Source organism: Natronococcus sp. JC468 (assembly GCF_012163165.1).
GTDB lineage: Archaea > Halobacteriota > Halobacteria > Halobacteriales > Natrialbaceae > Natronococcus > Natronococcus jeotgali.
Map to the genome: position 1 here is coordinate 36532 of NZ_JAAVUO010000018.1, position 24609 is coordinate 61140.

Consider the following 24609-nt stretch of genomic DNA (forward strand, 5'->3'; position numbering starts at 1 on the left):
ACCCCGAGGATCTGCGGCCAGCCGACGAGCAAATTCTCGATCAACTACAGCAGGGGCGAGCGACGAAGGGCGCACTTGTTGACTGGACGGAGTTTTCGCGGAACACGGTATACAATCGGCTCGAGGTCCTCGAGGCAGCCGGACACGTGAACTGTGTCCATGAGGGGACGCGGTTGTTCGAGTTGGTCGATGACCCTCGAGACTCCGGGTAGTGGATTCATCCTCGGAGCGGGGAATGTTCCGAAAGCCTCTGTCAGTGTAGCTTCCCGTGTCTCGCCCTCGCGAACGAAGTGAGCGAGGACGTCGTCGTGCTTCGTCTACACCGCCTGCCTCTTTCATTCCCACCCGCGGTGGTTTGCTGGAGGGTTTCTTCGGTAGTTGTCAACGTGGGTAATAACTGTGTCAGAACGTGCTGAAGAGACGGAATTGCGCTATCGAATCGTGAACTTCGATCGAATATCGGTAACTGGTCCGTCCGCCTCCGGGGAGTAGAGCAAGAGGCCAAGACACAGTCCCAGCATGATCGAAGAGGGGCTAAACCCACCGAGGAAAAGCGACTCGAAGCCCATATAGAGAAAGATCGCGACGGAGAGCCCAACGATAAAAGCGGTCCACGGGGTCCACTGTGTGCGGATTCCCTGGCCAAGCGCGTAGACGAACGAGCCCAGATACAGGCTGCCGGCGATGATTCCAGTGTTGAGCAGTGGGTAGATATAGGAGTTATGTGGCCCTCGGGCCTCGCCGATCTCGTCGGCGATATCGGCAAACCCAATGCCAAGCATCGGATCGAGAGCGAGGCGCTCGAGTGAGGCCACCCACCGGTCGACGCGGGTCAGCAGCGTTGTTTCCATCACGTTACCGACGTGACCGAGACGGATCGCGACGGCGACACCAACGATGGCGAACGCGATCCCGAGAACACCGAAGCGGCGGTCGAATCCCGAGACCACAAGTACTGAACCGGCAGTGAATCCGACAAGTGCCGCATCACTCTCGCTCAGGAGAAAGCCCAGTAGACAGACCATGAGCGCACCGAACCAGATTGCCCCGCGGCGAGACAGGAACGTGTACAGTGCCGCAAGGCTACCGACCATCATCACGAATCCATAGCCGTTTGGGTTGTCGAAGATCGAGGCCGTACGGATCCCATCAATACCAAACGCCGCGCCACCGACGGACGCATAGAGATCCTCACCTGTCAGGAATTCCTGCCAGAGCATGGCGATTCCGATCACTGTGAGTACGACGGCGACAAGTGTGAGTCCCATTGTGAAGACCTGCTCGCGACCGGTGATCAACACCGGCATGACGATCACCAGCGCAAACACCGCAAGTGGGGTGGCAGCGATATATTGGAGCAGTTTCATATGAGGAGCAGTGAAGTAATGTGCGAGCAGTCCGAGCCAGTAGCCGCCGATCAGCACGAGAAATGCAGAGTCGAACTGCAGCCGAATGTCGGGGTGTAGAAGACCGTACGCGGAGACCGAAACGAGTGTCGTGCCGGTGAGAAGATAGCCCACCACTTGCGGGAGACCCCAGCTCGTGACCGAGAGACTCGCGACGACCGGGAGCAACGCAAGGATCACCTCGTAGAGCGTACTCATCCGTTCCTTGGGTGCCTCTTCCCAGCGTAACCGTTGAAAGTTCATCGGTGAGCTACCATCCCATCTACGAATATCTTGATAGTGATGTAAATTCCGGTGGTACCACGTTAGCCTTCAATATTTTATGAGGTATAGCTGAGGTCGGGTCTCGAACTGCTCCAAGCTACCAGGGTTCCCAGTTCGATAACTGAGAATCTTTGCAGACAGCCGTTTCACAGCAGGCGGGGCAACCAAGACGAAGCGCCGCATCGAACGCGGTCTCGAGAGGATCGCTTGATGCTCGAGGATCTGTCGCTGGAGGTACATCCCAATCTGTTTCTAGAGGGTGCAGCCAACAGGAACAGCTGAAGCGAAGTATCCGCGAGACGTGTCCTATATACCGGTATCGGTCTATCGACCGGACGTTCACTGAGTGTGATCGAACCGCATTACAGTCCCGTCGTCTACGCGCTGTATAACTTTACATGGCCCTCCTTTCCTTCGAGTTGGGACAATAGTCCCAGTGTTCGTGGTGGACTGATCATAACCGCGATGAAGAGCCGACCGACGCGGTGCTTGAGCAGGCACATGAGTGTCGAATGCTGTTCGGAGAGTTGTACACATGGTATCACGCCTGCGAGTAGTTCGTCGCGGCGTTTTCGGCACGTCTCTCGAGACGTGATTCGAAACCACCCGGATGGTGGGTCCGCTATCGCGGTTGTGCGAGAGTCACTCGAGTACTCTTACTGGCAGGGGCTCACTCCGGAAAAGGCCGAGCCGGAGACAGCATGTAGGTGACGCTCGAGGACGTTGCCGACGTTCGGTACGAAGCGCCCCCTCGAGATGTGATAGGGATTAGCAGACTAGTTCATAATTTCTTCTGGCAGGCGGTTCTCACAGGAGATCAATTTTCCTTGTGCAAAACTCCGAATATGAGTGCTGATCTCTATGAGAGGAGGTGACCAATGGGCTATAGCCGACGTTCCCACCAACGGTTTCGAACGGGTTGCCGGTTGGAAAGAGGTTTCATTAGCAGGATAAAATGGAGGGCTCGTCTATCTGGTCCATACTGTATTATTCTGGGTAGATCGTCGTTCTCCTGTCCGTCAAGACCTCTTCCTCGCTGGAGGACGGACAAGTCAGTAGTCAGGCGGTCTCCGTTTCTCGAGGGTCTTTAACAATTCCGTATAATCCTTTATTATAGTAATACTTTATATCTGATTTCTAATTCATTCAAATACCGTATCGTTACTGCTGACGATACCAGTCGATAGTCTGTTCGAGGCCCTCTGAAAGCGAAACGGTCGGTTCGTATCCGAGGTCGGATTGAATTGCGGAGATATCGGCCTCGCTGTGACGGATGTCTCCATCCCTTCCTTCAGTATGCGTGATCTCGGACGCAGAATCTGTGACTTCGACGATTGTCTCGGCTAACTCCTGGATAGTCACGGTCTGACCGGTACCGACATTATAGGCCATCCCGACATAGTCGGTCGTTGCAGCCTTGATATTCGCCTTGACGATATCGTCGATGAAGACGAAGTCCCTCGTCTGTCCCCCGTCACCGTGCACAGTGATCGATTCGTCGTTAATCGCCTGGTCACAGAAAATGCTGATAACGCCGCTGTAGTCGCCAGCTGTTTGACCCGGACCATAGGCATTGAAGTAGCGGAGCGCAACGGTCTCGAGATCGTAGAGGTCGTTGTACCGTCTCGCGTAGTGGTCGATCGCGAGCTTGTCGATACCGTACGGCGAGGCCGGCGTCTTCGAGTCGGATTCCTCGATCGGAACCTGTTCAGGGTGGCCGTAGATCGCCGCGCTCGAGGCGAGGACGACACGGGCGTCTTCCCGTCGTGCGGCTTCAAACAGCTCGAGGGTCGCCGTCGCGTTGATATCGTGGCTCGTCAGCGGGGCCTCGACCGACCCCTGGACGCTGACGAGCGCCGCCTCGTGGAAGATCAGGTCGACATCTTCGGTGGCTCGCTCGAGGGTGTCCTCGTCTCTGAGGTCGCCCTCGATGAGCGTCGTACCCTCGGGAACCTTCGCGCGCTCACCCGAAGTCAGATTATCGAGTACGCGGACGTCGTTCGCTTCAACGAGTTCGGTCGCGAGATGGCTCCCGATGAATCCTGCCCCACCTGTGATAAGAATCGTTCGGTTAATCGGCTGACTCATAGGCATAGAAGAGTGTATTCGAGGCCAGCATATGTGTTTGCTGGTTCACTTGTTTAAGAGGATTACATGAAACCAGACCCTCACAAAGTATCACCTGCTGACTCAGCTTAAGTCTCCAGCTCTGTCCTGGCGAGTTATCAGTCGTGGTCGAGATACACTATGCGAATGCTGAGTTGTGTCCAAGTAAGCAAAGCAAGCGGAGGATTCAATCCACGAGAACCACCTCTTTAATTCCCTTGCCAACTCAATAAATTAGTATATGAGGAAAGTTTTGGGGCTGGAGGGAGATAATCGGCCCACAGTGACCGGCGATCGTCAAAAGGACGATGTTCGCCATCTTTCTGATGAAGAGCTTGATTGACTCCTGGCCGGGGCGGACGATCCGAAGGTCGTCCACCTTCTTACCTTCGTAAAGAATCTCTATGAAGGAGACACCCTTAAGGAGGCAGCAAATCGGGTTGGGAAGTTTGAATCAATCGGAAATCGGTGGGGTCGCCGCTGGAATGTGGGTGGACTCGGTCAACTGACGCCGGACTTCGGGGATGGACGTTCCCCAAAGCTCGACGAAGATGAACAAGAAGAGCTTCTCAAACTCCTGCGTAAGGGCTACCATGGAAACAACAGGAGATACAGTATCTTCTCAATGAGTAATTCGACGTTGAGTATCGTCCAGATGATCTGAGCACGTTCCTCCATGAATTCGGGTTTTCGTACTCGATTCCGCGAATAAAGCGTCCGTTACGGCCTGGTAACGCTGAAGAGATCTTCGACGAGCGCCTTGATGAGGCGCTCGTCGAGAACGATAACCAGCCTTACAACAAACATGAAGCCGATGAAGACGGTAACTGGGAATTTGATGACAATATTTGTACAGATGGCGAGACTGTTGTTAGATTCTTCGACGCGTCACATTCCTAGCCGTGGGATAATTCGCGTCGGATGTGGTACGTCGATAACCTACATATCGAGCGATCGCTGGTTCGAATCGATGAACCAGCAGTCGGCTTCTGTGCACTCAACGGTGAGAGTATCGTCTCATTCCCGGAAGATCAGACGAAAGAACGGATTTGCGAGTGTCTCGAAGCAATCCACGAGCAGAATCCGCTTGCCGGGATTCTGCTCGTCTTAGATAATCTCTTCTTGAATACGTGCGAGTACACGCGTAAGCGAGCGTCCCAACTCGGTACTGATCTCGTATTCTTGTGGTTGAATCATCAGATCTCAACCTAATCGAATTGGTCTGGAAGAGTTTGAAGTGAGAGATGTCGCCGTTGATCGTCGAGAGCGCGGAGGAGTTCCGTGCTCTCGTCAGTACTGTCTTCGAGAAATTAACTGACCGTGTGAGATTCGCTGGAAACTGGATCAAGCAGTTCCTTGACTTGCAAAAAATTCCTTGAGTACTAACCTTAACGAGGACGTTGATTTTGACCTCGGCAAGAATGCTGAGGTCGACACAGAAGACATCTATGAGGTCCTCGTCGGTTCGTGCGCCGACTGGACCTCGGTTTCAGAGCTTTGTGAGAACAGCAACAATTCACCTTACCAAAACACCGTTCTGTGTTATCTCCGCGAGAAATTCGACCTTGAGTCGGTTGAACAGGTTGGAAACACGCTTCTCCAGAAGGATTCACTCGCTGTTCTTCCTGAGCAGGTGGAGGTCTGCGCAGACCTCCTCCTGCGGCCCTACTATGGTGATGAAAACGAACAGGCGGTCTCTATCACTCAGAAGCGAAACGTGGAACCACCGCGTTCCATGCCTATGCCACCTCTACGTGCGTGTACAGAACAAGCGCTATACGCTGGCGGTGCGCCGTCTCATCGACGGCGACACCGCCAGCAGCGTCCTCGCTGAGTTTCTCGGGATTCTGGACGGCCTTGACCTCAGCGTCAAGGCCGTCTATCTTGACCGTGAATTCTACGATAGCAAGTGTCTCACGCTACTTCAGGCGCACAACCACGCCTACGTGATACCAATCATTAGTTGAGGAAAGACGATCAAGCAGGAACTCTCGGAAAGTTGGAGCCGCGTCATCCAATACGATCTGACGGCGAAACTCGATGGTCCAGCTGTGATCGTCAAGTTTCCCGTCTATATCGACTGTACCTGCCAAAACGGGCGGTACGACGAACATGGAGTGGCGCGTCACGGCTATGCCGCTGACGCGCCGTTCATCGACTCACCACGCGACGCCCGATACCACTACACGAAACGCTTCGGTATCGAAGCGACGTACCGGCTCTCCGAGCAAAGCATTGCAATGACGACAACGCAAAATCCGGTGGTTCGGCTGTTGTATGTCGTGGTGAGTCTGCTGTTACAGAACGTTTGGCGGTATCTGCATTGGGAGTATGTGGCAACGCCCCGCCGTGGCGGGCGTCGTCTCTGGTCCTGGTCGTTCAAGGAATTCATCAAGATGGTATGTCGGGCAGCATGGACGGCCCTCGCGGTGCGTCGGGCCGTCCCTGCAAATCGGCCACCGGACAATCGGTTTCACCGCTAACGCCCGATCGCGCCAGCCTCCCTGCAAGTGGAACGCCGTCGCGTCGGCGGCTGACCGCCGCCGACAGCGACGACTCTGCTCGATCTTCGGTCAGAACTTTCGTCAATCACTACTGATCAGGATGAAACTGTGGCTTCAGCCCAAGTGAGCAGGAACGCTTTGTGAGGTACTGAATATATACCAATTACTAATTAGGTAGATGGAGAAACTATATAAATAGGCTACCGAATAATTTATAAATTATGAGCATATTGGTAGAGATATGGAACTTAAGAAAAAAGATGGTTTTGAAAACGTATTTATATTTGTATCGGATTCGCTCAGATATGATTCTGCTATATCGGAATTTGACCGACAACAGGTTATAAAGACAGTTGCTTCAGGTATATCTAGCCCGCCTGGTTTTGCGTCTATCCTCACTGGTAAATATCCTACTCAACATGGTGTTTTATCATTCAATAATAAGTTAGATAGTAGCCATAAGACAATATTCGACCTGTGCAAAAATAGCTCATTCTACAATGAAGGAAAGGAACTAGGGAAAGTACTAGGAACTTCAAAAAGGTTATCGCATGAGTCTATAAACAATCTTGAACCACCATTCGTGTATTTTGAACGGGATTTAATCCCACATGCTCCGTATAATTATTCCGAAGAAGAATATGATGGTTCTGTCCGCGACTATTGCAGCAATAACCGAAAAAATGCAAGCCAAGATTATGATGATAGTGTTACAAATAGCATTAAAAAATTCGAAAAAAGAGTTGATGTATTAAGGGACAGGGGGTTATTAGAGGATACCCTAATCATATTTACAGCAGATCACGGTGAGGTTCTTGGTGATCATGGATTTTACGGGCATGGGTATAGAACTGTCCCAGAATTGGTTTACGTACCAACTGTCTTTTACAATAATTCATTAGGCCACGATTCTGATATGTGGATGGGCCAGGTTGATATTCTTCCAACTGTTGCTGAATTATTAAATAAAAAGTCTCTATTAGGAAACACAGATGGGTGTAACCTACTATCTCAGAGTTCTACAGACCGGATTATTTTTAACCAGCATGATGATACTGAGTGGAGTTTATGGGATGAATCTGGAGGATATCTATTTACGGAGAAGAATTTATTATACCGACTAGGATGGTGGGGATACCTTCTCACAAAAAGTTCATATTCTCCATTAAATAGGAATCATGCAATTCAATTGATGAATACTGCAATAAAAGGCTGGAGAAGTGGTGAAGTAATTTATGGAGAACCAGGATTCGGCCGGAATGAGGCTAAAAAAACAGCTAGTAATGTATTTTCTGAAAAACACAGCCGTTCAGTTCGAGAACAGGACGAGATTGATAAAGAACATCTTGAGGACCTCGGATATATTAATCAATAAGATAACTAGCACTGTATAGTTCAGTACCCCGCTGGCGTCTTTCCACCGAACGATTGATGCGGTCTCTGGCGATTATAATAATGCACGAACTGGGTGGTGGTGCAGAACGGTTCTCAGACCATGATGTTTGGGCTGGCGACATCGTTCCCTCGATGGTGATTAGCGAGCGCAACAGCCAAGCGAAGACAAAGAGCGAGAAAGACGTGTGCTTTGACCCTCACTCGGCCTCGGACCTGTGGTCCCGAGGCCGAGATCCTTGCAGACACCAATCGCGGTTTCCACCCGTGAGCGTTGATCATACGTCTTATCGAGTTGTTTCTGCCAGAGATGAACTGTGTCGCTGTACTGTTTAATTTTGTCTTCGACGCGATACTTAATCTCCAGCGGGTCGTCCGTATTTCGTGGATTGTACGGAGTAACCGGCACGACCGCCTGCTCCAGCAGGTAGTCGTGCCACTTGAGCATGTCAAACTCGGAATCACCGATCATTCACCGTGGGGTTTCGACGGCGAGCGCGTCACTCGTAACGCGCATCGCCGTCTCCTCATCGACCTTCTTCGTGGGAGTGAACACCGTTGCGATCGGAATACTGTTTGCCGCGGTCACGACACAGCAACCGTACCTGTAGTAGTAATCGTCTTCAGCGTGGTCGTAGTTCCAGTTCGCGTCGTCGTCACGGTGATCAACAGGAATGTCTGTCCCGTCGATTCGGAAGAGTTTGCCGAGCAGGTTCGGCTCGGCAAGTTCGTGAACCAATCGATGAAGACAGATTCTGCTCGTCTTGGATACCTTCTCGTCACACATCTGCGAACACACGCGTAAGCGCGCACATCAACTCGACATCGATCTCGTCTTTCTTCTGGCCTTCATCATCTCTGAACCCAACCGAACAGGTCTGGAATTTGTAAAATTATATTGATTATTACACCGTCAGAGGGTCGCGTTCGCTGCCAGCCAGCCGATATACCAGTTCCAGACTGCTCCGTGAGAGCCTTCGATATCTAACTCAGCGAGAATGTATCTCTAAATCGAATTTATTCTAGTTTATGTATTATATTTTGAATTTTTCTTTCCCCTACCTGAATCTCTTGTGCTGAAATAGATTTGTATGCTATAGAGAATAGAATGAATATAAATAATCCAAGTGGTGGTACCACAATAATTGATAAAAGTTGGGACGAAATAAGGCGGTCTACAACAAATAGAAGTCCACCAGAGGAAAGTACTGTAGCCACAATGGAAAGAAGTCTCAGATCTTGGAAGGGATCAAAACCAATTTTATAAACAGCCCATATATGGAACACAAACATAGAGCCATAACTTAGGCTTGTCGCGGTTGCGGCTCCATACATACCATATTTAGGTATAAGTAAAAGATTTAGCACGATATTTAGAAGGGCTGCAATCGTGGTTGAGATTACTAAAGGTCTTAAATTACCACTTGCTTGGCCAATTGACAGCATCGGTCTAAGTATTGAGAAAAAGAACGCACCAGGAATTAGGATCAACAATGGGAGAACTGCATCTGAGAACTCCTCACCAAAATAGAGAGGAATAAATGATTTTGATAATATAGCAATTCCTATGGATAGTAAACTAACTAAGAGAATAGTATATCTGGTTATACGAGAAGAAATGTTATTTACCTTTCCAATTTGTCCATTAGACCAGAACTCTGATGTAGACTGTAGGAGAGTCATTTGTAAAGCCATTGGAATAAACCAAAGAAATTCAGCAATAGTTAACGCTGCTCTATAATATCCTGTTTCTGTACTACCAGCAATCGGATTGAGCAGAATAATATCTACCTTATATAATGTGGTCAGTAATAACACTAGCACTACAGATTGTTTCTTATATTTGTTTAGTTCATGTTTTGGGAATTCTTCTCCTATTGGTTTAATTATGTATGAAAAATCTATATAATTTCTTAAGTAAATAAAAGATAGTAACACTATGACTGATAGTGATATTATTTCTGCTAATAATACCCCATAGATGTCAAAACCAAGAAGAAGTAGCGATACTGCTACTAAAGTAAATATCAATTTATTTATGATACCTAATGGCTCCGAAACTGACTCAGCTCCAATTCCCATTAAAGCCGCTCTACTAACTGCAAATACTTGCCTGAACACTAATATAAAAATTGCAAGCAAAAAGTAATACCTAAACTCGGCCCCTAAAATAAGGTCAGATATACCTGAGAACACAGATATCACTATACCTAATGAAACAACCAGCAGGAGTAAGATTGCCATTCTAAAATAATATGCAAAAACCTTCATTTCCCACTTATCATAATCTCTATCTTCCGAAATGAACTTCCTCACTCCGTCAAACACTCCTGCATTAATGAATGTCATTAATACACTTAATATAGCAAGGATTAATGAATAATCACCATACCCACCACTCCCTAACAAACGTACGAAGATTGGTGTATATATTAATGTTATCAACAATGTGCCAAACTTCGACCCTATAACAGAGATAAATCTGGTGAATATTGATGTCATGTGTATATTTTAGATTTATTATTAGAGTAAATAGCCGATTTGTCTGAAACTGGGATGCTGGAGTTATATAAATATTTTGATCGCCCAGAACCAAAGTATACCCCTGATCCAGATAGTCGCCCTGACCGGATTAGTAAATAATCCATGTGGGTTTCTTTCGGGTCTTCAATGCTAGTCACTTGACGAGAATGTTCTTGATCACCTATGGAACGTGAGTCTAAATACCGATATGAGTGATAATCTGTTCCTATTTCAGAATTGTCTGGGATACGTTCTGAAAAATCAAATGACTGCAATTCCTTTTCAGAAAAATGTTCTGGAGGCTCTGCCCAGTCAATATCTGGAGAATCAGCAGCTGCATCGTGATATATACCACCAGTAACCGATGAAAATACGAATATAAAGAATATGAAGATTAATACCAGATTTTGGACGCGTATCTGTCTATTCTGATTACTAGACCCAAAGGACCATAATGTAAACCCAATCACTATACCCGTAATTGGACTCACTAATAATACTAACCGATCTAATCTAAATAACTGTAATCTCTCTATGACATATAGCGGATTATATACCATAAATGAAGAACATATAAGAGCAAATACTCCCAGTATAACCAAATCATCTTCCCTTCTTTTTAGGATTATTGCAATGCCAATAAATATAAATAACACCATGAAGTGGCTATTTAGATACTCGATAGGGTGAAAGCTAATTGTTGATACTCCAGCACCACTATAATTAGAAGCATGCTCTAATCCAAGTATTTGAATAGATATTAGGTGACTTAAGAGATCTGAAGCATTATATATCCAGTATGAAATAAATATGATGGATAAGAATAATATCATCTTATACTCTCGTATGTTCTTTTTCAAAATAATAGCAGATGCCACGGTAAGGGACACCAATAAGAACATTATTTGTATGAATGACACTTGGTGAACGAGGAGGATATAGACAGATATGACTAGGAATAGTACATAATATGCAGGCCGTTTCCCAATTCTTCTTGGGAAGATGAGACTCAGCAGGAGCAAAAACCCGATAAATGCAAACGTTCTAGTTACAACATATGTTGAATAGTATATAACTACTGGTAATGTTGAGTATGCTAATACAGATCCACAAGATAACCCTTCATGTTTGGTTATTCTCCTTGCGAATATATAGACAAATGAAGGAGTGAAGGAATAAGAAAGGCCTGTAATTATGAAAAATGTTTTTATGGTATAGTCTCCTAACAAAGATAATAAAGATCCGACAAATATATGGTATAATGGGAAACTTGCATAACTGGTAGCGTTTTCACCAATTATTGTTCCAGTTGACCCCGTATACACCGACCTTTGAAAATGTGACAGTATATCTGTCATTCCATAGTATAACGGTTGGAGAAGGGTCACACTAAAGGAGATCAATAACAGCGTTAGCACACAATGTATTATAATTGAATAACTATTCCTAGTCTTTTCAATAATCACCTCGATCAATATTATAGAAAACAATAAAGAAACTAACACGAAGAAGTACCAATATCGTTCAGAACTTAGTAAGAGGGAAAAAATTGTAAGAGAAAACACTATAAAGAATATTTTATTTATTCTTGACTGGTTTAGATGTGTATCTATACTATAGTTCAAATATTCATGCATGTTTAGATAGTTTTTCAACCTTATTGGATCCTCCAATGATAATATAAATACTGCAGATATGATAAGTGGGATTCCTAATATTTTCATACCTTCAATAGCTAAATTTGGCTGTTGAATATAAAATGCAAAACTAACACCCCCTACTACAGCTGTGATTATAGATAACGATAAAATTTTCCCAGATCTGTTTAGAATATATTCCATCATTTTATCTTGTTTAGAAACAGTCTATCTAAGGTCGCCTTTATAAACCCCATTCCTCCGCTGAGATAGAACTTTGATTGAGAAAGCAACCTTAGTGATTCACACATACTACCATTTCTCATATGTTGGTTAGCTAAGTCAAGCCGGTGATACTTTCTCACTGGATAGCCATTTGATTCCGCAGCTGCTACTTCTCGTCTGAACTCAGACATCAGTTTGTATTTTGCATTCTTCACTTTTTCTATAGAAGGACTGGAAGTGGAATACTTCCGTACATATGGATATGGCAGATGAGTTATTTTTCCGATCTTTAGTAATCTGATTAAAAACTCCCAATCTTGGTGCCGATCGAATTCTTCATTAAATCCACCAATTTCATCAACAGTCTCTTTTTTCACAAGCAGAGTAGAGGATCCACCCAAATCAAAATTCATAGATAGAACTTCTGGAATTAGATCTGATCCCCCCTCCATTTTTTCCACCTTCTCATTAGAGTTCTTTATTGTATTGAACAAAATACTATTGGAAATATAACAAACATTACAATATGAGGCAACCCATTCTTTTCCGCGAGATTCAAGTAAATTTACCTGAGATTCAATTTTGAGGGGATGCCATACGTCATCCGAATCAAGAAAAGCTATATATTCCCCATTAGATTGGTTGATGCCGGTATTTCTAGCAGCACTTCCACCTTTATTCTCATTATGTCTTATCAATTTTATATTATTTGAATTTATATCATCAACTATTCCCACGGAATCATCGTCAGAACAATCATCCACAACTATAATTTCGTAATTTTTGTATGTTTGGTACAATGCACTTTTTATACAGCGTAATATAGTATCTTCCCTATTGTATAAGGGTATGATAACGCTAACTTTTGGATTAGTTGCCATGGTGGTTTCTAAAAGCTTCTTTATATATTTTAACTAAGTCAGAACCCATCTTATCTATACTAAACTCACTAGTCTTCTTCCTCCCATCTGACCGTTGTTCAGACATAAGTATATTAGCAAGGGCAGATGATAGTTCTTCTGAATCAGTCCCAACATATGTGTTTGAGACACCTTTGAGTCTCTCTACTACATCCCCTACTTCCGTCGATACTATTGGAAGATTACATGCCATCGCTTCTTTAACGGTATTCGGAGAGCCTTCATGAGTAGATGTAATAAGTAAGCAATCAGACGCGTTCATATAATATGGTATCCGTTCGTGTGGCTCTCCGGTTACATTATGTATATTAATAGGCTTCTTTGTCATTTCTCCAGCTCTTCTTGTGATTTTTTTAGCCAGGTTGTATCTTTTTTCTTTTCTATTTTTCTTATATGGGAATAGTATATTATATTCCTTTGGATCCCAACCAACTTCATCTATTGCCTTCTGTTTGTTGATTGGCTTAAACTTATTGAGATCCACTCCATGGGGCACAATTTCACAATCAGATGTTAGTTTTGAATCCATTTCTTCACTCATAACGATTGTTTTATCAGCTATTTTAGCACAATAATCACAAATATCAGTTGATTTTCCTCCTAAATATGCACCCATGACATCGGATCCCCAGAATGATATTACAACTGGTCGAGTAGGTTGAAGTAGACCCATTGGTGCTGCTAATCCAGAATTCACATGTACGAGGTCGTAATCATTCCGGACTATTTTATGCCAAATTTTCACATACAACTTTCCAGCGGCATATGCATAGTATCGAGGAGAATATTCTGCCTCGCCTATAATTCTTTTCGTTATTATATTCGAATTCTTGTTATAATCGTCTGGGCCAGAATTAACAACAACTAGATCACATTCTATTCCTCTCTCTCCGAGTGATCTCAACTGATCTTGCAAAAAACTTTTATTGCTTGTTGTCGATATTTGTAATACGTTCATGAATATCTATTAATTATCTTTTGGTTCCCCTTCTTCATCCACCGTTTTAGAGTGTTTTTATGGACTGAAATTGGTATTTTATGCATACTCGATATATATTGCCTTAATACTTCCTTCTTATGGTTTTTTATAATTCTTCTAGCTTCTTTGGAGTAGTCATCTGGTTGAATCTCTCTATTTAGCTGTGACTCTCCAGCTCTCTTTGATAAATTCAGCATCCTATTGCTATTAGATAGCTGTATTCTGTAGTTTCTCTCCTCAGTTGGTATAATATTTACTGATCTTACTTTTCCGCTATGGACATTAATATCTAGTATCCCCGATTCCTTATTCTCCCTTCTCCACATGTCAAATATAAAATTACCCAAACTATAGGCAATAATTCCATTTCTATATTTTTCTACTGGTTGGAATGTGTGTGAATGATGGCCAAAAATGATATCTGCTCCGCTTTTAATAATTTCTCTGCCTATTCTAACTTGTTTTGGAGACGGCTCAAGCATGTGTTCCGATCCCCTACCCCAATGAAGAGATACGACTACTATATTCGATTCTGATTTAGTTCTATTTACATCGTCTATAATATTACTAGTGTTCATATCATCTCTACAAAGATTGTATCCTAAAAAGTCAAAGGAGTTATATCCTTTATTTATTCTAACTGTATCCTCTCTCATTAAAGGGTTACCAATTGGAGTAATGCCTGCTGATTTAAGATGTTCTATAGTTTCTCTTACATATTCTTCCCCGTTATCCAATATATGATTATTTCCAATATTTACAATGTCAAAACCACATTTAGATAACATCTCTATAGTTTCTATTGGAAACATATAGCACTGAGGTTTACTCTCTCTAACTTTCTCAAAATCACTGGATATTACACCTTCAAGATTCCCAAACAAAATATCTGATTCTTTTAGTTCTTTCATTACTTCATTTTCAACTACACAATCCTCCGGACGTTTAATTCTTTTTGGTATATTTTCTTCACTAGCTACTGAGCGAAAGTACCCTATCCCCGTCATTATATCACCAACAGCTCTCACTTTCACCTCTGAAGAGTTATTATCCATCATTAGGAGCCTCTATTGAGTACCATAGCTCTTTTTTCATCATCTAGTAAGAAGAATAATGATTGTACGAATGTTCCTACAATTGGGAATGGATCACTAGCCGATAAGACTCCATAACACGTATTGGATTCAAACATATTTTTAATAGGCAAATTCATACTATCCGAGGATAAAAACCAGAGAATCTCATTTGGAAGAACCCACCTATAAGTAAGCTGTCTATTGTAGCTCTCATCATATTCAATATTATTACCCATTGCTATCTCAGAAATTAAATATGGGAAATCTACACCAGATTTTACAGCCAAATGAACTGGCATCCAGAATCGTGGATTGACCTCAAGCAGACGCGGCGTACCATCTTGATCAAGGATGAATTCGACCTCTGCAACACCTTTCCAGGACCCTTCCTGCAGTAGCTTCGTTGCGGCCTCCTTGGCCTCTGCGTCGTCAGTACTGACGCCGACAACCGTCGGCCCGCCGGTAAGGGGATACTCCTTGATCCGTTCATACGAGAACGAGGCAACTTGCTCTTGGTTGTCGTCAAGCAGAATACAGGCGGTCGTGTAGCCCGTCTTCTCGATATACTCCTGAATCATCGGAGTCTCGTACTCCTCCTGCACGGTTTCGTAGGCGTCCTCGAGCTCCTCGTCCGATTCAGTCCGAACGATTCCTCGAGATCCCGAACTCCGCCGCGCTCGCACTAGCGCGGGATACTCGATTTCGTCTTTGATCGTCTCGAGGTCGGTCTCCTCGGGGAAGTACGTCGGCGGCGTCGGAACGTCGGCCTCGCGAGCGAGTTTGATCGTCTCGCCCTTATCCATGAACGTCGAAATGACGTCTGCCTCGGCCAGGTAGAGGTTCGTGTACTCCTGGAACCGATCCTGGTGTTTGGCGAGGAGTTCGGTGGTCCGATCGCGAGTCGGAATCACAACATCGTAATCGGCCTGCTTGACGACGTTCAGTAATGTATTAACGAAGTGTTTTGGCTCGTCCTCGGCTGGAGGGTACGAGAAATGTTTGTCGACGTACTTCGAGAACCGGGTGAGGTTCCACTTGAACGATTCACCGGAGTGGACGGTGTACTCCTTCTGGCCGAGCGATCGAACGACGGCTAGACTCGAGAGCGTGCGTCCATCGAGTACGAGTGCTTTCTTTTGCGTCATTCTGTATGGGGGATATCTTTCAGCTTCTCTGCTGGAACGCCACCAACGATCGTCTGTGGTGGAACATCTTCGGTAACAGTAGCCCCGGCACCAACGATCGACTGTTCGCCGATCGTCACGCCACCTAGGATCGTAGCGTCGGCACCGATCCAGGCGTCCTCACTGACAATAATCGGCGCGTATTCGCCGTCATAGCCCGGAATCTCAGCCTCTTCGGGGTGCATCGAGGTGAGAAACGTGACGTCCGGACTCACGGTCGCTCGCTCTTTGAGCGTGAGGAGCGTCCGATTCGGCGTTGGTCCGCCCAACGGCGTAATCGTGACGGACGGTCCCACGTATGAGGAGGGTTCGGCTTCGACGAAGCTCATTCTTCGAAGCGCGTACCGGCGGCTCGAGTTGGTTGGCGCCGTTCGAGCCAATCGGTACCAGAGGTGCCGCCGGAATTTTTCAGGGATCATCGCGACTTACTGTTCGAACAGATTCAGTCCAATCTTATTGATCTATCTGTTTGGGTCGCTGTCTTTCGAGACTCTAGCTGATCTTCAGACTCGTCGTATGACAGATTGGTGTCGGCTCGAGCCGAGGCACCGACGATATCAGCCATCGTTCCGAACTCATACCCTCGACCCCGAATCCGTTCGACCGCGTCCGCGAACAGCTCGAGCGACTCATCTAAGTTCCGTTTCATGATCGACTGCTTGGGCTGCTCGAGACGGTCGTGCGAGGCCGTCTGATAGAAGTCCTGCAAGTGCGTGTTGAAGACCAGTGGGTCCGGCAATGGGGCGTACTTCAGATACGTCAGATACGGCCGTCCCAGCAGCTTGAGATAACTCTGACAGACCGGGATCCGGGTACCGGGCGTCGCAGCGATCGGGACCTCGACGAGTTCCTCGGTCCCCTCGGCGACGTACGGCGCGAGCGGTTTGTCGAGGTTGCTGTAGATGCCGGGCCGATACGAGGGAAAAACGCTCGAGTCAAAGGCGAACCCCTCGTCCTCGAGGATCGCGAACTCCTCAGGGGCGATATTCCCTTGCGGTGCACGATACCCCAGAGGTTCGTACCCGAAGTGCGCTTCGAACGCGTCCTTCCCGCGCTGGATCTCGGTTCGGAAGTCATAGGATTTCGACGTGTCGTGCTGGTAGGAGTGGAGGTGGAACTCGCTGTCCAACTCCGTGTCAAGTTTGTCGATGACCTCGGGGTAGCGTTCGATGGTCTTCCCGACGACGAAGAAGGTGACGGGAACGTTGAGGCGTTGGATCTGTGCGATGTAGTCGTCAATATACTCGAACGTCAGATGGTCGTACTCGGGATCGTCGAAGTACCAGTCGTTCTCGAGGTCAAGCGTAAGACACGCGGTACGGTCTCCGCTCACGAGTGATCGCCTCCACCGATCCTTGTTCTCTCTCGCCATCCAGGCGTCTGACTAAAGACGCTTATCTGACAATTCATTAGTTACTGCATACGTTATTCGTTCCAATATATAATAGTACCCCTCTAGGATGAACCTGTCATAATCAAATACGATTATGAATATTTTCTGGGAGAGACGGATCCAGAGACGAATTAGTCGTGAATCTGGATTTCGCTGTCCTTGTTGACCTGCATGTCGAACAGCATGGCAAACATAATGAACATACTCCCCATCGTGAATAGCATCATGCTCGCCGAACCGCGCATAAATATTCCTGCACTGGACGTGATTTCGGTATAGATCGCCCACAGACCCGAGAGGATTCCGATACCGGCTGTTCCGGCACCGAAGAAGTAAAACAGCGCGAGCGGGTGGAAATCCAGCACGAGGTACTTCGTCTTCAGCCGCCAGAGGAAATCCCGCAGGAGCATCCCTGAGACGTTCCAGATGTAGCTCGGATACGAGATTGAGGACTCCTCGTCGCCATACACCGCGGGCATCGCGACGTCGGCAACGCGCATCCCCTTTGCGTTGAGTTTGACGAGGATGTCGTTGCAGTAGCCGTAGTACTCGTACATGCTCTCGAGCCCGACGTTATCCAGCGCGTAGCTCGAGATCGCGGTGTACCCATTCTGAGGGTCCATCGTCTTCCAGTAGCCCGAGGCGATCTTCGTCAGGAACGTCAGAATCGAGTTCCCGAAGAACCGAAACGGCGGCATCTCCTCGCGGAACTCCTTGTAGAGCAACCGATTCGCCTTCGCGTAGTCGGCCTCGTCCTCGACGATCGGATCCAACAACCGCGTCATCTGCTCGAGATCCATCTGGCCGTCGCCGTCCACTGTAGCAGTAATATCGACACTGTCCTCACGGGCGGCCAGATATCCGGTCTTGATCGCGCCGCCAGCACCCAGGTTTTCACGGTGCTCGATCGGCACTACGCGTCCGATGGGGTCGTGGACGATCGCGCGCTCAGCGAGCATCCCGCCGCCGTCGGTCCGAACCCCGCCGTCGGTTTGGACCTCCTGAGCGTACCCGAGCGACTCGCCGCTTGCTTCGACCAACGACTCGCTGACGCCCGCATCCTCCTTGGCAGCCTGCTGGACCTCCTCCCAGGTGCCGTCGCTCGAACAGTCGTCGATGACGAACATGCGGTCGACATAGTCGGGCATCTCGCGGATGACGTCGCCGATGAATCCTTCCTCATTGTACGCCGGAATAACAACACCGATCGTGTGATCGCGATACATGGGTTACAGCCTCCTGTAGGTGAACAGCTCTGCTGCGTGGTCGTCGAACAATCCGTCGACGTCGACCATAACGGGGTCGGCAGCCATCTGATCGGCCAGCGTCCCGGGGGACAGGCTGCGGAACTCGCTATGGGGCGTCCCGATGACGATCCCATCGAAGTCAGTGACGTCGAAGGCGTCCTGGATCTCGATGTCGAAGGCCGCCCGCGTCGCGTCGGGGTCAGCGTGGGGGTCGTAGCCGACGACCTCGATTCCGTAGCTCCGCAACTCCGCGATGACGTTGTTGATCTTCGAGGTGCGGATGTCCTCGACGTCGGGCTTGTAGGTCAGTCCTGTGATGAGCACGCGGCTGTTCTTCAGTACGTTCTCGCTCTCGTTCAACGCCCGAACAGTCATGTCGGCGATATGGTCCGGCACCGCCTCGTTGACCCCGCGGCTCGTCCGGATGAGTTCGGGATCGAACCCATGGCGTTCGCTCTGATAGAGTAGATAAAAAGGATCGACCGGAATGCAGTGGCCGCCGACCAGTCCGGGGCGGTAGTCGTGGAAGTTCCACTTCGTGCCCGCGGCCTCGAGCACCGCGTCGGTGTCCAGCCCAAGCTCGGCACAGACCATCGCGAGCTCGTTCATCAGCGCAATGTTGACATCGCGCTGGGTGTTCTCGACACACTTGGCAGCTTCGGCGGTCTCGATCGAGGGCGCCTCGTGCAGTCCCGCATCAACGACGGTCCCATAGAGGTCGACCAGATCGTCGCGGGTTTCCTCGGTCAGCGCGCTAACGATCTTGACGACGTTGGCCAGCCCATGCTCGGTGTCGCCGGGCACCATCCGCTCGGGCGAGTAGCCAACGCCGAACTCCTCGCCTGCAGTCAGCCCTGATTCCTCCTCGAGTGCTGGGACGACCACTTCCCGGGTCGCGCCCGGGTACACGGTCGACTCGAGGACGACGGTCGTCCCCTCGGTCATCTGCTCGCCGACACTCCGCGCGGCGGCCTCGACGATCCCGAGGTTCGGCGTCTCGGTGTCGTCGACGGGGGTCGGCACGGCGACGATCACGAACTCCGAATCGGCGATGGCCGCGCTGTCGGTCGTAAACTCGATCTCGCCGTCGACAATGGCGGCGTCGCCGACGTCTCCGGTGGGATCGATCCCCGACTCGAGCGTGTCGACCTTGTCGGGGTCGACGTCGACCCCCGTGACGGCGTTGCCTGCCGCGTCGAACGCGGCAGCCAGCGGAAGGCCGACGTAGCCAAGGCCGACGACACAAACGGAAGCGGCCGTCTCGAGGGGAGAGTCGTACTGGGACTCGCTCATACGGGTCTCCCCGCTCGATCGGTTGAGTGGTTGTGAGTCGGTACCCCGGATCTCATTTGTTCCTCCGCTCTGTTAGGTGTGGGCTCATGGGTGACTACAAGACGATGCGCGCGACAATTAAGTCGAACGCAGATTCTTTGACGGAGAATAAATAGTTGGCGAAATACAAATAACTAATGTTTCATGATAGTCTGTGACGATCGGCTATCAGCTCAGAGATCCGTTTCTCAAACTCGTTCTCAGCTGGTCTCTGTACAAACTCAGAGAGATCTCGGTGATCGCGTCGGTTGGAATCCCGTCGATCGGCGCTCCATGTTCCCGGACCGCGAGGTCGGCAAGCGCAGGACGTTGTGTTCGTGGACGGGAGACCGCACGACCCGTCGACGGCGATGCGCGAGTGCGGCAAAGGAAAGCTCCGCGTTAGTATCCCCCATTGTCAGACAGTCACGCTTAACTCTGGAGACACAAACCGGGATAAGCATCCCGATCACGTCAGCACTGCGGGCCTAAAGGCGGGATCTTCGGGGACGCTGCCTTCCTGTTCGTCGTCCTTCTGCTCGACATAGTCACCCTCTACGGGCTCGCCGGCCTCGAGACGTGCGCTCGAGCCATCCTTCGTGGCCCACGTCTGCACCGACACGCCGTAAGGGGTAACGATCGAGTTCCAGCGGACGCGAGTCGTTGCATGATGCGGCACCGTCGCACATGGTGGACGATCGCGGGCGAGGGCTCTCGCCCAAGACCCCGGTCGTCTCGGGCACCGTTCGAGACACCGGGCGGTCCCACTACAGTGTTCGGGGCTACATCACGATTCGCTGCCGAGGATAATAGCGCGTAACTGACTGTCTCGAGGGCTGTAACGGGCGACAAAGGCAAATCCCGGCCGTCCCTGAATACGGGTATGCGACCGGATTCCGATCTGTTCGATCGGCTGGCGGCGGATGATCCGGACCTGCTGTGGGCTTGGGAGCTGTGGTGCGAACGAGGTGTCGTCGTCCCCGAATACGCTGGCGAGATCGCCGCACTCCGCAGGATCACACGCGAGTGGGACGACGAGGACGAACCCCTGCGTTGAGGACGGAGACTCCGCGCTACCGCTTGGTGAGTCCCTGAACGGCGCGCCACGGCGACACTCGCTGCACTCCCGCGAGACTCCGACTACCGGTAGAGTTACTGTGGCTCGACCGCAACGTGATCGGCAATGGCCCAGGAGACGATCCGGTTCTCGGAGTCGATCGTCGACGAGGTCGAGGACCTGGTCGAGAACGGCGAGTTCGAGCACAAATCGGAGTTCTACCGCTTCGCGACGGAGGTGCTGTTGAACGCGCTCAACGAGGAGTACGACCCCGAGATGGTGAAGTACGATCGCCTCCTCGAGTCGGTCACTAACCGTTCGGAGGGTCCCGGACTCGATCCGGGTGTCCAACACGACGACGACGCCGGAAGCACGTTCTACCGCTCGGCGACGACGATCCGTCGCCATGCCCGCCGTGGGGAGTCCGAGGCCGCCGAGGAACACATCGACGCCCGCTACCCGCCCGAACGCGGCGAGTATCTGTTGCTGGAGGATCTATTGGATTACTATACGACGGACGCCTGACCCGCCAGCATTCTCGATCCGAGTGACGTGCGGACCGCTGTCGATGAGACAAGCTAGTAGAGCGAATGACGGGCCTGCTTTCTGACGCAGCCTCGAGTCAACTAGCCTATATAACAACCGAATCAGAGTGTTCGGTAGGTGAACCCGTTGGCGACCCCCTCGTCGAACAGCCCGTCGATATCGACGAGCACGGGGTCGGCAGCCATATCGCGGGCAAGCGAGCCAAGCGAGAGGCCCCGGAACTCGCTGTGAGGCGTGCCGACGACGAGCGCATCGAAGTCGGTGACCGACAGCGCCGGCTGGATCTCGATGCCGAACTCGTCGCGCATCGCGTCGTCGTCGGCGTGGGGATCGTAGCCGACGACCTCGATCCCGTAGCTCTGGAGCTCCTCGATCACCTGGCCGATCTTCGAGGTCCGGATGTCCTCGACGTCGGGTTTGTAGGTGAGCCCCGTCACGAGCACGCGGCTGTTCTTGAGCACCTTCTCGCTGTCGTTCAGCGCACGGATCGTCATCTCCGCGATATGGTCCGGCACCGCTTCGTTGACCTCGCGGCTCGTCCGGATGAGCTCGGGGTCGAACCCCTGGCGTTCGCTCTGGTAGAGGAGATAAAAGGGATCGACGGGAATACAGTGGCCGCCGACGAGTCCGGGCCGGTAGTCGTGGAAGTTCCACTTCGTGCCCGCGGCCTCGAGCACGGCATCAGTGTCCAACCCCAACTCGGCACAGACCATCGCGAGCTCGTTCATCAGTGCGATGTTGACGTCGCGCTGGGTGTTCTCGACACACTTCGCCGCTTCGGCGGTCTCGATCGAGGGCGCCTCGTGCAGTCCCGCGTCCACAACGGTTCCATAGAGGTCGACCAGCGCAGCACGCGTCTCGTCGGTCAGGCCGCTGACGATCTTGACGACGTTCGCCAGGCCGTGCTCGGTGTCACCCGGCACCATTCGCTCGGGCGAGTAGCCGACGCCGAACTCCGTGCCGGCCTCGAGCCCGGATGCCTCCTCGAGCGCGGGGACGAGCACCTCGCGCGTCGCGCCCGGATACACCGTCGACTCGAGGACGACAGTCGCGCCCTTGCTGATGTGCTCGCCGACAGTGCGCGCCGCACCCTCGACGATCCCGAGATTCGGCGTCTCGGTGTCGTCGACGGGGGTCGGCACGGCGATGATGACGAACTTGGCGTCACTGATGACCTCGCTGTCCGTCGTGAACTCGATCTCACCGTCATCGATCGCGGCGTCACCGACGTCGCCGGTCGGATCAACGCCGGACTCAAGCGTCTCGATCTTCTCGGGGTCGACATCGACCCCTGCCACGGTGTTGTCGGCCGCGTCGAACGCCGCGGCCAGCGGCAGCCCAACGTAGCCGAGCCCGACGACACAGACGTCGACGGGCAGCTGGGCGGCCTCTCCGTACTGGGACTCCGTCATCGTGTCCTCCTCGAGCATCTGGTTCCTGATCTTCGTCGAGTCGGACGTGGTTTTGTAGCGGTCATGGCAAGTGTTTGGGATACTGGCGAGTCATTCATGGTCTATCAACCGAATATACGACGCCGCTGGCAGTCAAGTCTGATAGACCTTGTGGGCTGACTGGTAAATAGTTGGCGGGATCGGAATTAGTAATGGGGCGAGAAACTCCTTTCTAAAGGAGCAACGATCCGGTTATCTCAGCTTTCCCGGTGTTTCGCAGTGCCTGACCAGTAGTATTGTGCTGTCAATCGCCAGCCGCAAGGGGCTTGTCTCTCCCGCCGGGTCACAGATGCGAACCAGACGGCAGGCCAGCGACACCACCGACCTGCTGCTCCAGTCGGGCCAGACGATCGACGCGACCGACCTCGAGGGCTGGCGCATCGCCGTCGGCGACCCTGACCTCACAGCGACGACAGGCGTGACCGCCCTTACGCGCCGTGCCAACGCTCCACTTCCTGGCTCTGTTCTCCGGACCAGTCCGCGTCGTGATGGGCATGAGACCACACGTTCTGACGGGCGTCACACGACTGTCTGACTGACTTTCATGGTCTCTGGTGTGGGCAACTCACCCATGCAGCCACGTGCCACGTTCCGACCCGTTCCCCGACATCCTGCCGGAGGCGATCGCTAATGTCGTCGTCGACACCCACCTGGAACCTCCCCTCGCAGGGACGCACCATCGCCAGACGCGGCCGCATCTGGCTGGCCTACGGACTGGCGCTCCTCGTTCCCGGTGCGGGCCACGCGTACGCTGGCCACTGGCGCCGTGGGCTCGTCTGGGCAGGACTGTGTGTCGTGTCCCTCGCATTTCTCAGTACGGGGGCCCTACTGGCCGAGCGCACGGCCGCCGAACCGCTCATCATTACCCTGCTCCGCCTCGAGAGCGGCGGTTTCGCTGCCGTCGCTTTCCCACTCGCCGTCCTCGTGCTCAACGTGGTCGACCTCTACGGGCGGCTCCTCCTCGAGGACGCATCGGCACACGCCTCGTTCTCGAGTTGAGTACGCCAACGATGCGCCTGTAACTCACTTTCAGTTCATCCATCAACCGCCAACTCATCCATCGGCCGCCTGATATCTAGGTCCCGCCCTCGTTGGCGGTGTACACAGTATGTTCCTGCAGATTGTATCTCTGAAAAGAAGAGAGCCGAGTTCATATATCTCTCACGGTGGTAAAATGCTCTCCTTCCACCATGAATATTAGTAGTCAGCGACAATCGGTCTTCGTATGCCAACTTGTCAGGACTGTGGTGGGTACGTGACTCGGGATTTCGTTCGGGTGTTCGGTCTCAATGGAGCGGTCGCTGGGTGTCCCGACTGTACGACCTACCGCGAGCTCACCGAGGGTGGGGGTGCCGAGGATGTGGGCGAGTCTCGAGAGCCAGTCGGCG

The 24609-nt window shown here is 50.4% G+C and carries 17 protein-coding genes and 5 pseudogenes; 7 read left to right on the top strand and 15 right to left on the bottom strand.

Going from position 1 to position 24609, the window contains the following annotated elements; all coding sequences use genetic code 11:
• Window positions 1-431: 431 nt before the first annotated feature.
• Together GWG54_RS12065 and GWG54_RS12070 are read right to left on the bottom strand one after the other, a co-directional pair.
• Window positions 432-1604 carry an O-antigen ligase gene (locus tag GWG54_RS12065; protein ID WP_245242798.1) on the bottom strand — a complete coding sequence of 391 codons (1173 nt, stop codon included), beginning with the start codon at window positions 1602-1604 and terminating at the stop codon, window positions 432-434.
• Between the two features lie 1227 nt (window positions 1605-2831).
• Window positions 2832-3758: an NAD-dependent epimerase/dehydratase family protein gene (locus tag GWG54_RS12070; protein WP_167938009.1), complete on the bottom strand. Its 927-nt coding sequence runs from the start codon at window positions 3756-3758 to the stop codon at window positions 2832-2834.
• A gap of 364 nt (window positions 3759-4122) precedes the next feature.
• Here GWG54_RS12070 and GWG54_RS12075 point away from each other — a divergent pair.
• The 3 genes and pseudogenes from GWG54_RS12075 to GWG54_RS12085 all read left to right on the top strand — a co-directional run bounded on the left by GWG54_RS12075 (window position 4123) and on the right by GWG54_RS12085 (window position 7655).
• Window positions 4123-5155, top strand: a pseudogene (locus GWG54_RS12075) (IS630 family transposase).
• Window positions 5152-6259: pseudogene (locus tag GWG54_RS12080) on the top strand (ISH3 family transposase). The pseudogenes GWG54_RS12075 and GWG54_RS12080 overlap by 4 nt, the downstream one beginning before the upstream one ends.
• Window positions 6260-6521: 262 nt before the next feature.
• Window positions 6522-7655 carry a sulfatase-like hydrolase/transferase gene (locus GWG54_RS12085; protein ID WP_167938010.1) on the top strand — a complete coding sequence of 378 codons (1134 nt, stop codon included), beginning with the start codon at window positions 6522-6524 and terminating at the stop codon, window positions 7653-7655.
• Window positions 7656-7675: 20 nt separating this feature from the next.
• Here GWG54_RS12085 and GWG54_RS21365 read toward each other — a convergent pair.
• Window positions 7676-7750: pseudogene (locus GWG54_RS21365) on the bottom strand (integrase core domain-containing protein); the annotation flags it as partial.
• Between the two features lie 64 nt (window positions 7751-7814).
• A pseudogene (locus GWG54_RS21300) lies at window positions 7815-8459 on the bottom strand (transposase).
• Here GWG54_RS21300 and GWG54_RS21370 point away from each other — a divergent pair.
• Window positions 8422-8554 (top strand): annotated as a pseudogene (locus GWG54_RS21370) (IS630 family transposase); the annotation flags it as partial. The pseudogenes GWG54_RS21300 and GWG54_RS21370 sit on opposite strands and share 38 nt — an antisense overlap.
• 135 nt (window positions 8555-8689) lie before the next feature.
• On the opposite strand, the gene GWG54_RS12100 reads toward GWG54_RS21370, so the two are convergent.
• The 10 genes from GWG54_RS12100 to GWG54_RS12145 form a co-directional block, all read right to left on the bottom strand.
• Window positions 8690-10174: a lipopolysaccharide biosynthesis protein gene (locus GWG54_RS12100; RefSeq protein WP_167938012.1), complete on the bottom strand. Its 1485-nt coding sequence runs from the start codon at window positions 10172-10174 to the stop codon at window positions 8690-8692.
• Window positions 10171-12036 carry a hypothetical protein gene (locus GWG54_RS12105; RefSeq protein WP_167938013.1) on the bottom strand — a complete coding sequence of 622 codons (1866 nt, stop codon included), beginning with the start codon at window positions 12034-12036 and terminating at the stop codon, window positions 10171-10173. The genes GWG54_RS12100 and GWG54_RS12105 overlap by 4 nt, the downstream gene beginning before the upstream one ends.
• Complete coding sequence (locus tag GWG54_RS12110) at window positions 12036-12938, bottom strand: glycosyltransferase family 2 protein (protein WP_167938014.1); 903 nt, start codon at window positions 12936-12938, stop codon at window positions 12036-12038. Before GWG54_RS12110 ends, GWG54_RS12105 begins: the two co-directional genes overlap by 1 nt.
• Entirely contained in the window at window positions 12928-13893 is a 966-nt protein-coding gene (locus GWG54_RS12115) for a glycosyltransferase family 4 protein (RefSeq protein WP_167938015.1), read from the bottom strand. Before GWG54_RS12115 ends, GWG54_RS12110 begins: the two co-directional genes overlap by 11 nt.
• A 38-nt stretch (window positions 13894-13931) precedes the next feature.
• A complete protein-coding gene (locus tag GWG54_RS12120) occupies window positions 13932-15011 on the bottom strand; it encodes a CapA family protein (RefSeq protein ID WP_167938016.1) in 1080 nt (359 codons plus the stop codon).
• A gap of 2 nt (window positions 15012-15013) precedes the next feature.
• Entirely contained in the window at window positions 15014-16177 is a 1164-nt protein-coding gene (locus GWG54_RS12125; protein ID WP_167938017.1) for an ATP-grasp domain-containing protein, read from the bottom strand.
• Window positions 16174-16545, bottom strand: coding sequence for a DapH/DapD/GlmU-related protein (locus tag GWG54_RS12130; RefSeq protein WP_245242799.1), 372 nt, complete (start codon window positions 16543-16545; stop codon window positions 16174-16176). Before GWG54_RS12130 ends, GWG54_RS12125 begins: the two co-directional genes overlap by 4 nt.
• A 113-nt stretch (window positions 16546-16658) precedes the next feature.
• The gene (locus GWG54_RS12135) at window positions 16659-17549 is read right to left on the bottom strand and encodes a polysaccharide deacetylase family protein (protein ID WP_312854285.1); all 891 of its coding nucleotides are present in this window, start codon (window positions 17547-17549) and stop codon (window positions 16659-16661) included.
• A gap of 191 nt (window positions 17550-17740) precedes the next feature.
• Window positions 17741-18835: a glycosyltransferase family 2 protein gene (locus tag GWG54_RS12140; RefSeq protein WP_167938020.1), complete on the bottom strand. Its 1095-nt coding sequence runs from the start codon at window positions 18833-18835 to the stop codon at window positions 17741-17743.
• 3 nt (window positions 18836-18838) lie between these two features.
• The gene (locus tag GWG54_RS12145) at window positions 18839-20149 is read right to left on the bottom strand and encodes a nucleotide sugar dehydrogenase (protein WP_167938021.1); all 1311 of its coding nucleotides are present in this window, start codon (window positions 20147-20149) and stop codon (window positions 18839-18841) included.
• Between the two features lie 901 nt (window positions 20150-21050).
• Here GWG54_RS12145 and GWG54_RS12150 point away from each other — a divergent pair.
• Together GWG54_RS12150 and GWG54_RS12155 are read left to right on the top strand one after the other, a co-directional pair.
• Window positions 21051-21224 (top strand): hypothetical protein, encoded by a 174-nt coding sequence (locus tag GWG54_RS12150; protein WP_167938022.1) that lies wholly within the window; start codon window positions 21051-21053, stop codon window positions 21222-21224.
• A gap of 126 nt (window positions 21225-21350) precedes the next feature.
• On the top strand, window positions 21351-21749 hold the full coding sequence (locus tag GWG54_RS12155; RefSeq protein WP_167938023.1) for a transcriptional regulator: 399 nt from the start codon (window positions 21351-21353) through the stop codon (window positions 21747-21749).
• A gap of 122 nt (window positions 21750-21871) precedes the next feature.
• On the opposite strand, the gene GWG54_RS12160 is transcribed toward GWG54_RS12155, so the two are convergent.
• Entirely contained in the window at window positions 21872-23182 is a 1311-nt protein-coding gene (locus tag GWG54_RS12160; RefSeq protein ID WP_167938039.1) for a nucleotide sugar dehydrogenase, read from the bottom strand.
• A 669-nt stretch (window positions 23183-23851) separates the two neighbouring features.
• Here GWG54_RS12160 and GWG54_RS12165 point away from each other — a divergent pair.
• Window positions 23852-24220: a DUF6677 family protein gene (locus GWG54_RS12165; protein ID WP_167938024.1), complete on the top strand. Its 369-nt coding sequence runs from the start codon at window positions 23852-23854 to the stop codon at window positions 24218-24220.
• The last annotated feature ends 389 nt before the right edge of the window (window positions 24221-24609 follow it).

Coding starts and splice junctions, on each gene's coding strand:
- GWG54_RS12100 (WP_167938012.1), bottom strand. CDS start 10,174: ATGACATCAATATTCACCAGATTTATCTCTGTTATAGGGTCGAAGTTT.
- GWG54_RS12130 (WP_245242799.1), bottom strand. CDS start 16,545: ATGAGCTTCGTCGAAGCCGAACCCTCCTCATACGTGGGACCGTCCGTC.
- GWG54_RS12150 (WP_167938022.1), top strand. CDS start 21,051: ATGCGACCGGATTCCGATCTGTTCGATCGGCTGGCGGCGGATGATCCG.
- GWG54_RS12145 (WP_167938021.1), bottom strand. CDS start 20,149: ATGAGCGAGTCCCAGTACGACTCTCCCCTCGAGACGGCCGCTTCCGTT.
- GWG54_RS12140 (WP_167938020.1), bottom strand. CDS start 18,835: ATGTATCGCGATCACACGATCGGTGTTGTTATTCCGGCGTACAATGAG.
- GWG54_RS12110 (WP_167938014.1), bottom strand. CDS start 12,938: ATGGCAACTAATCCAAAAGTTAGCGTTATCATACCCTTATACAATAGG.
- GWG54_RS12160 (WP_167938039.1), bottom strand. CDS start 23,182: ATGACGGAGTCCCAGTACGGAGAGGCCGCCCAGCTGCCCGTCGACGTC.
- GWG54_RS12165 (WP_167938024.1), top strand. CDS start 23,852: ATGTCGTCGTCGACACCCACCTGGAACCTCCCCTCGCAGGGACGCACC.
- GWG54_RS12105 (WP_167938013.1), bottom strand. CDS start 12,036: ATGGAATATATTCTAAACAGATCTGGGAAAATTTTATCGTTATCTATA.
- GWG54_RS12120 (WP_167938016.1), bottom strand. CDS start 15,011: ATGGATAATAACTCTTCAGAGGTGAAAGTGAGAGCTGTTGGTGATATA.
- GWG54_RS12085 (WP_167938010.1), top strand. CDS start 6,522: ATGGAACTTAAGAAAAAAGATGGTTTTGAAAACGTATTTATATTTGTA.
- GWG54_RS12065 (WP_245242798.1), bottom strand. CDS start 1,604: ATGAGTACGCTCTACGAGGTGATCCTTGCGTTGCTCCCGGTCGTCGCG.
- GWG54_RS12125 (WP_167938017.1), bottom strand. CDS start 16,177: ATGACGCAAAAGAAAGCACTCGTACTCGATGGACGCACGCTCTCGAGT.
- GWG54_RS12155 (WP_167938023.1), top strand. CDS start 21,351: ATGGCCCAGGAGACGATCCGGTTCTCGGAGTCGATCGTCGACGAGGTC.
- GWG54_RS12070 (WP_167938009.1), bottom strand. CDS start 3,758: ATGAGTCAGCCGATTAACCGAACGATTCTTATCACAGGTGGGGCAGGA.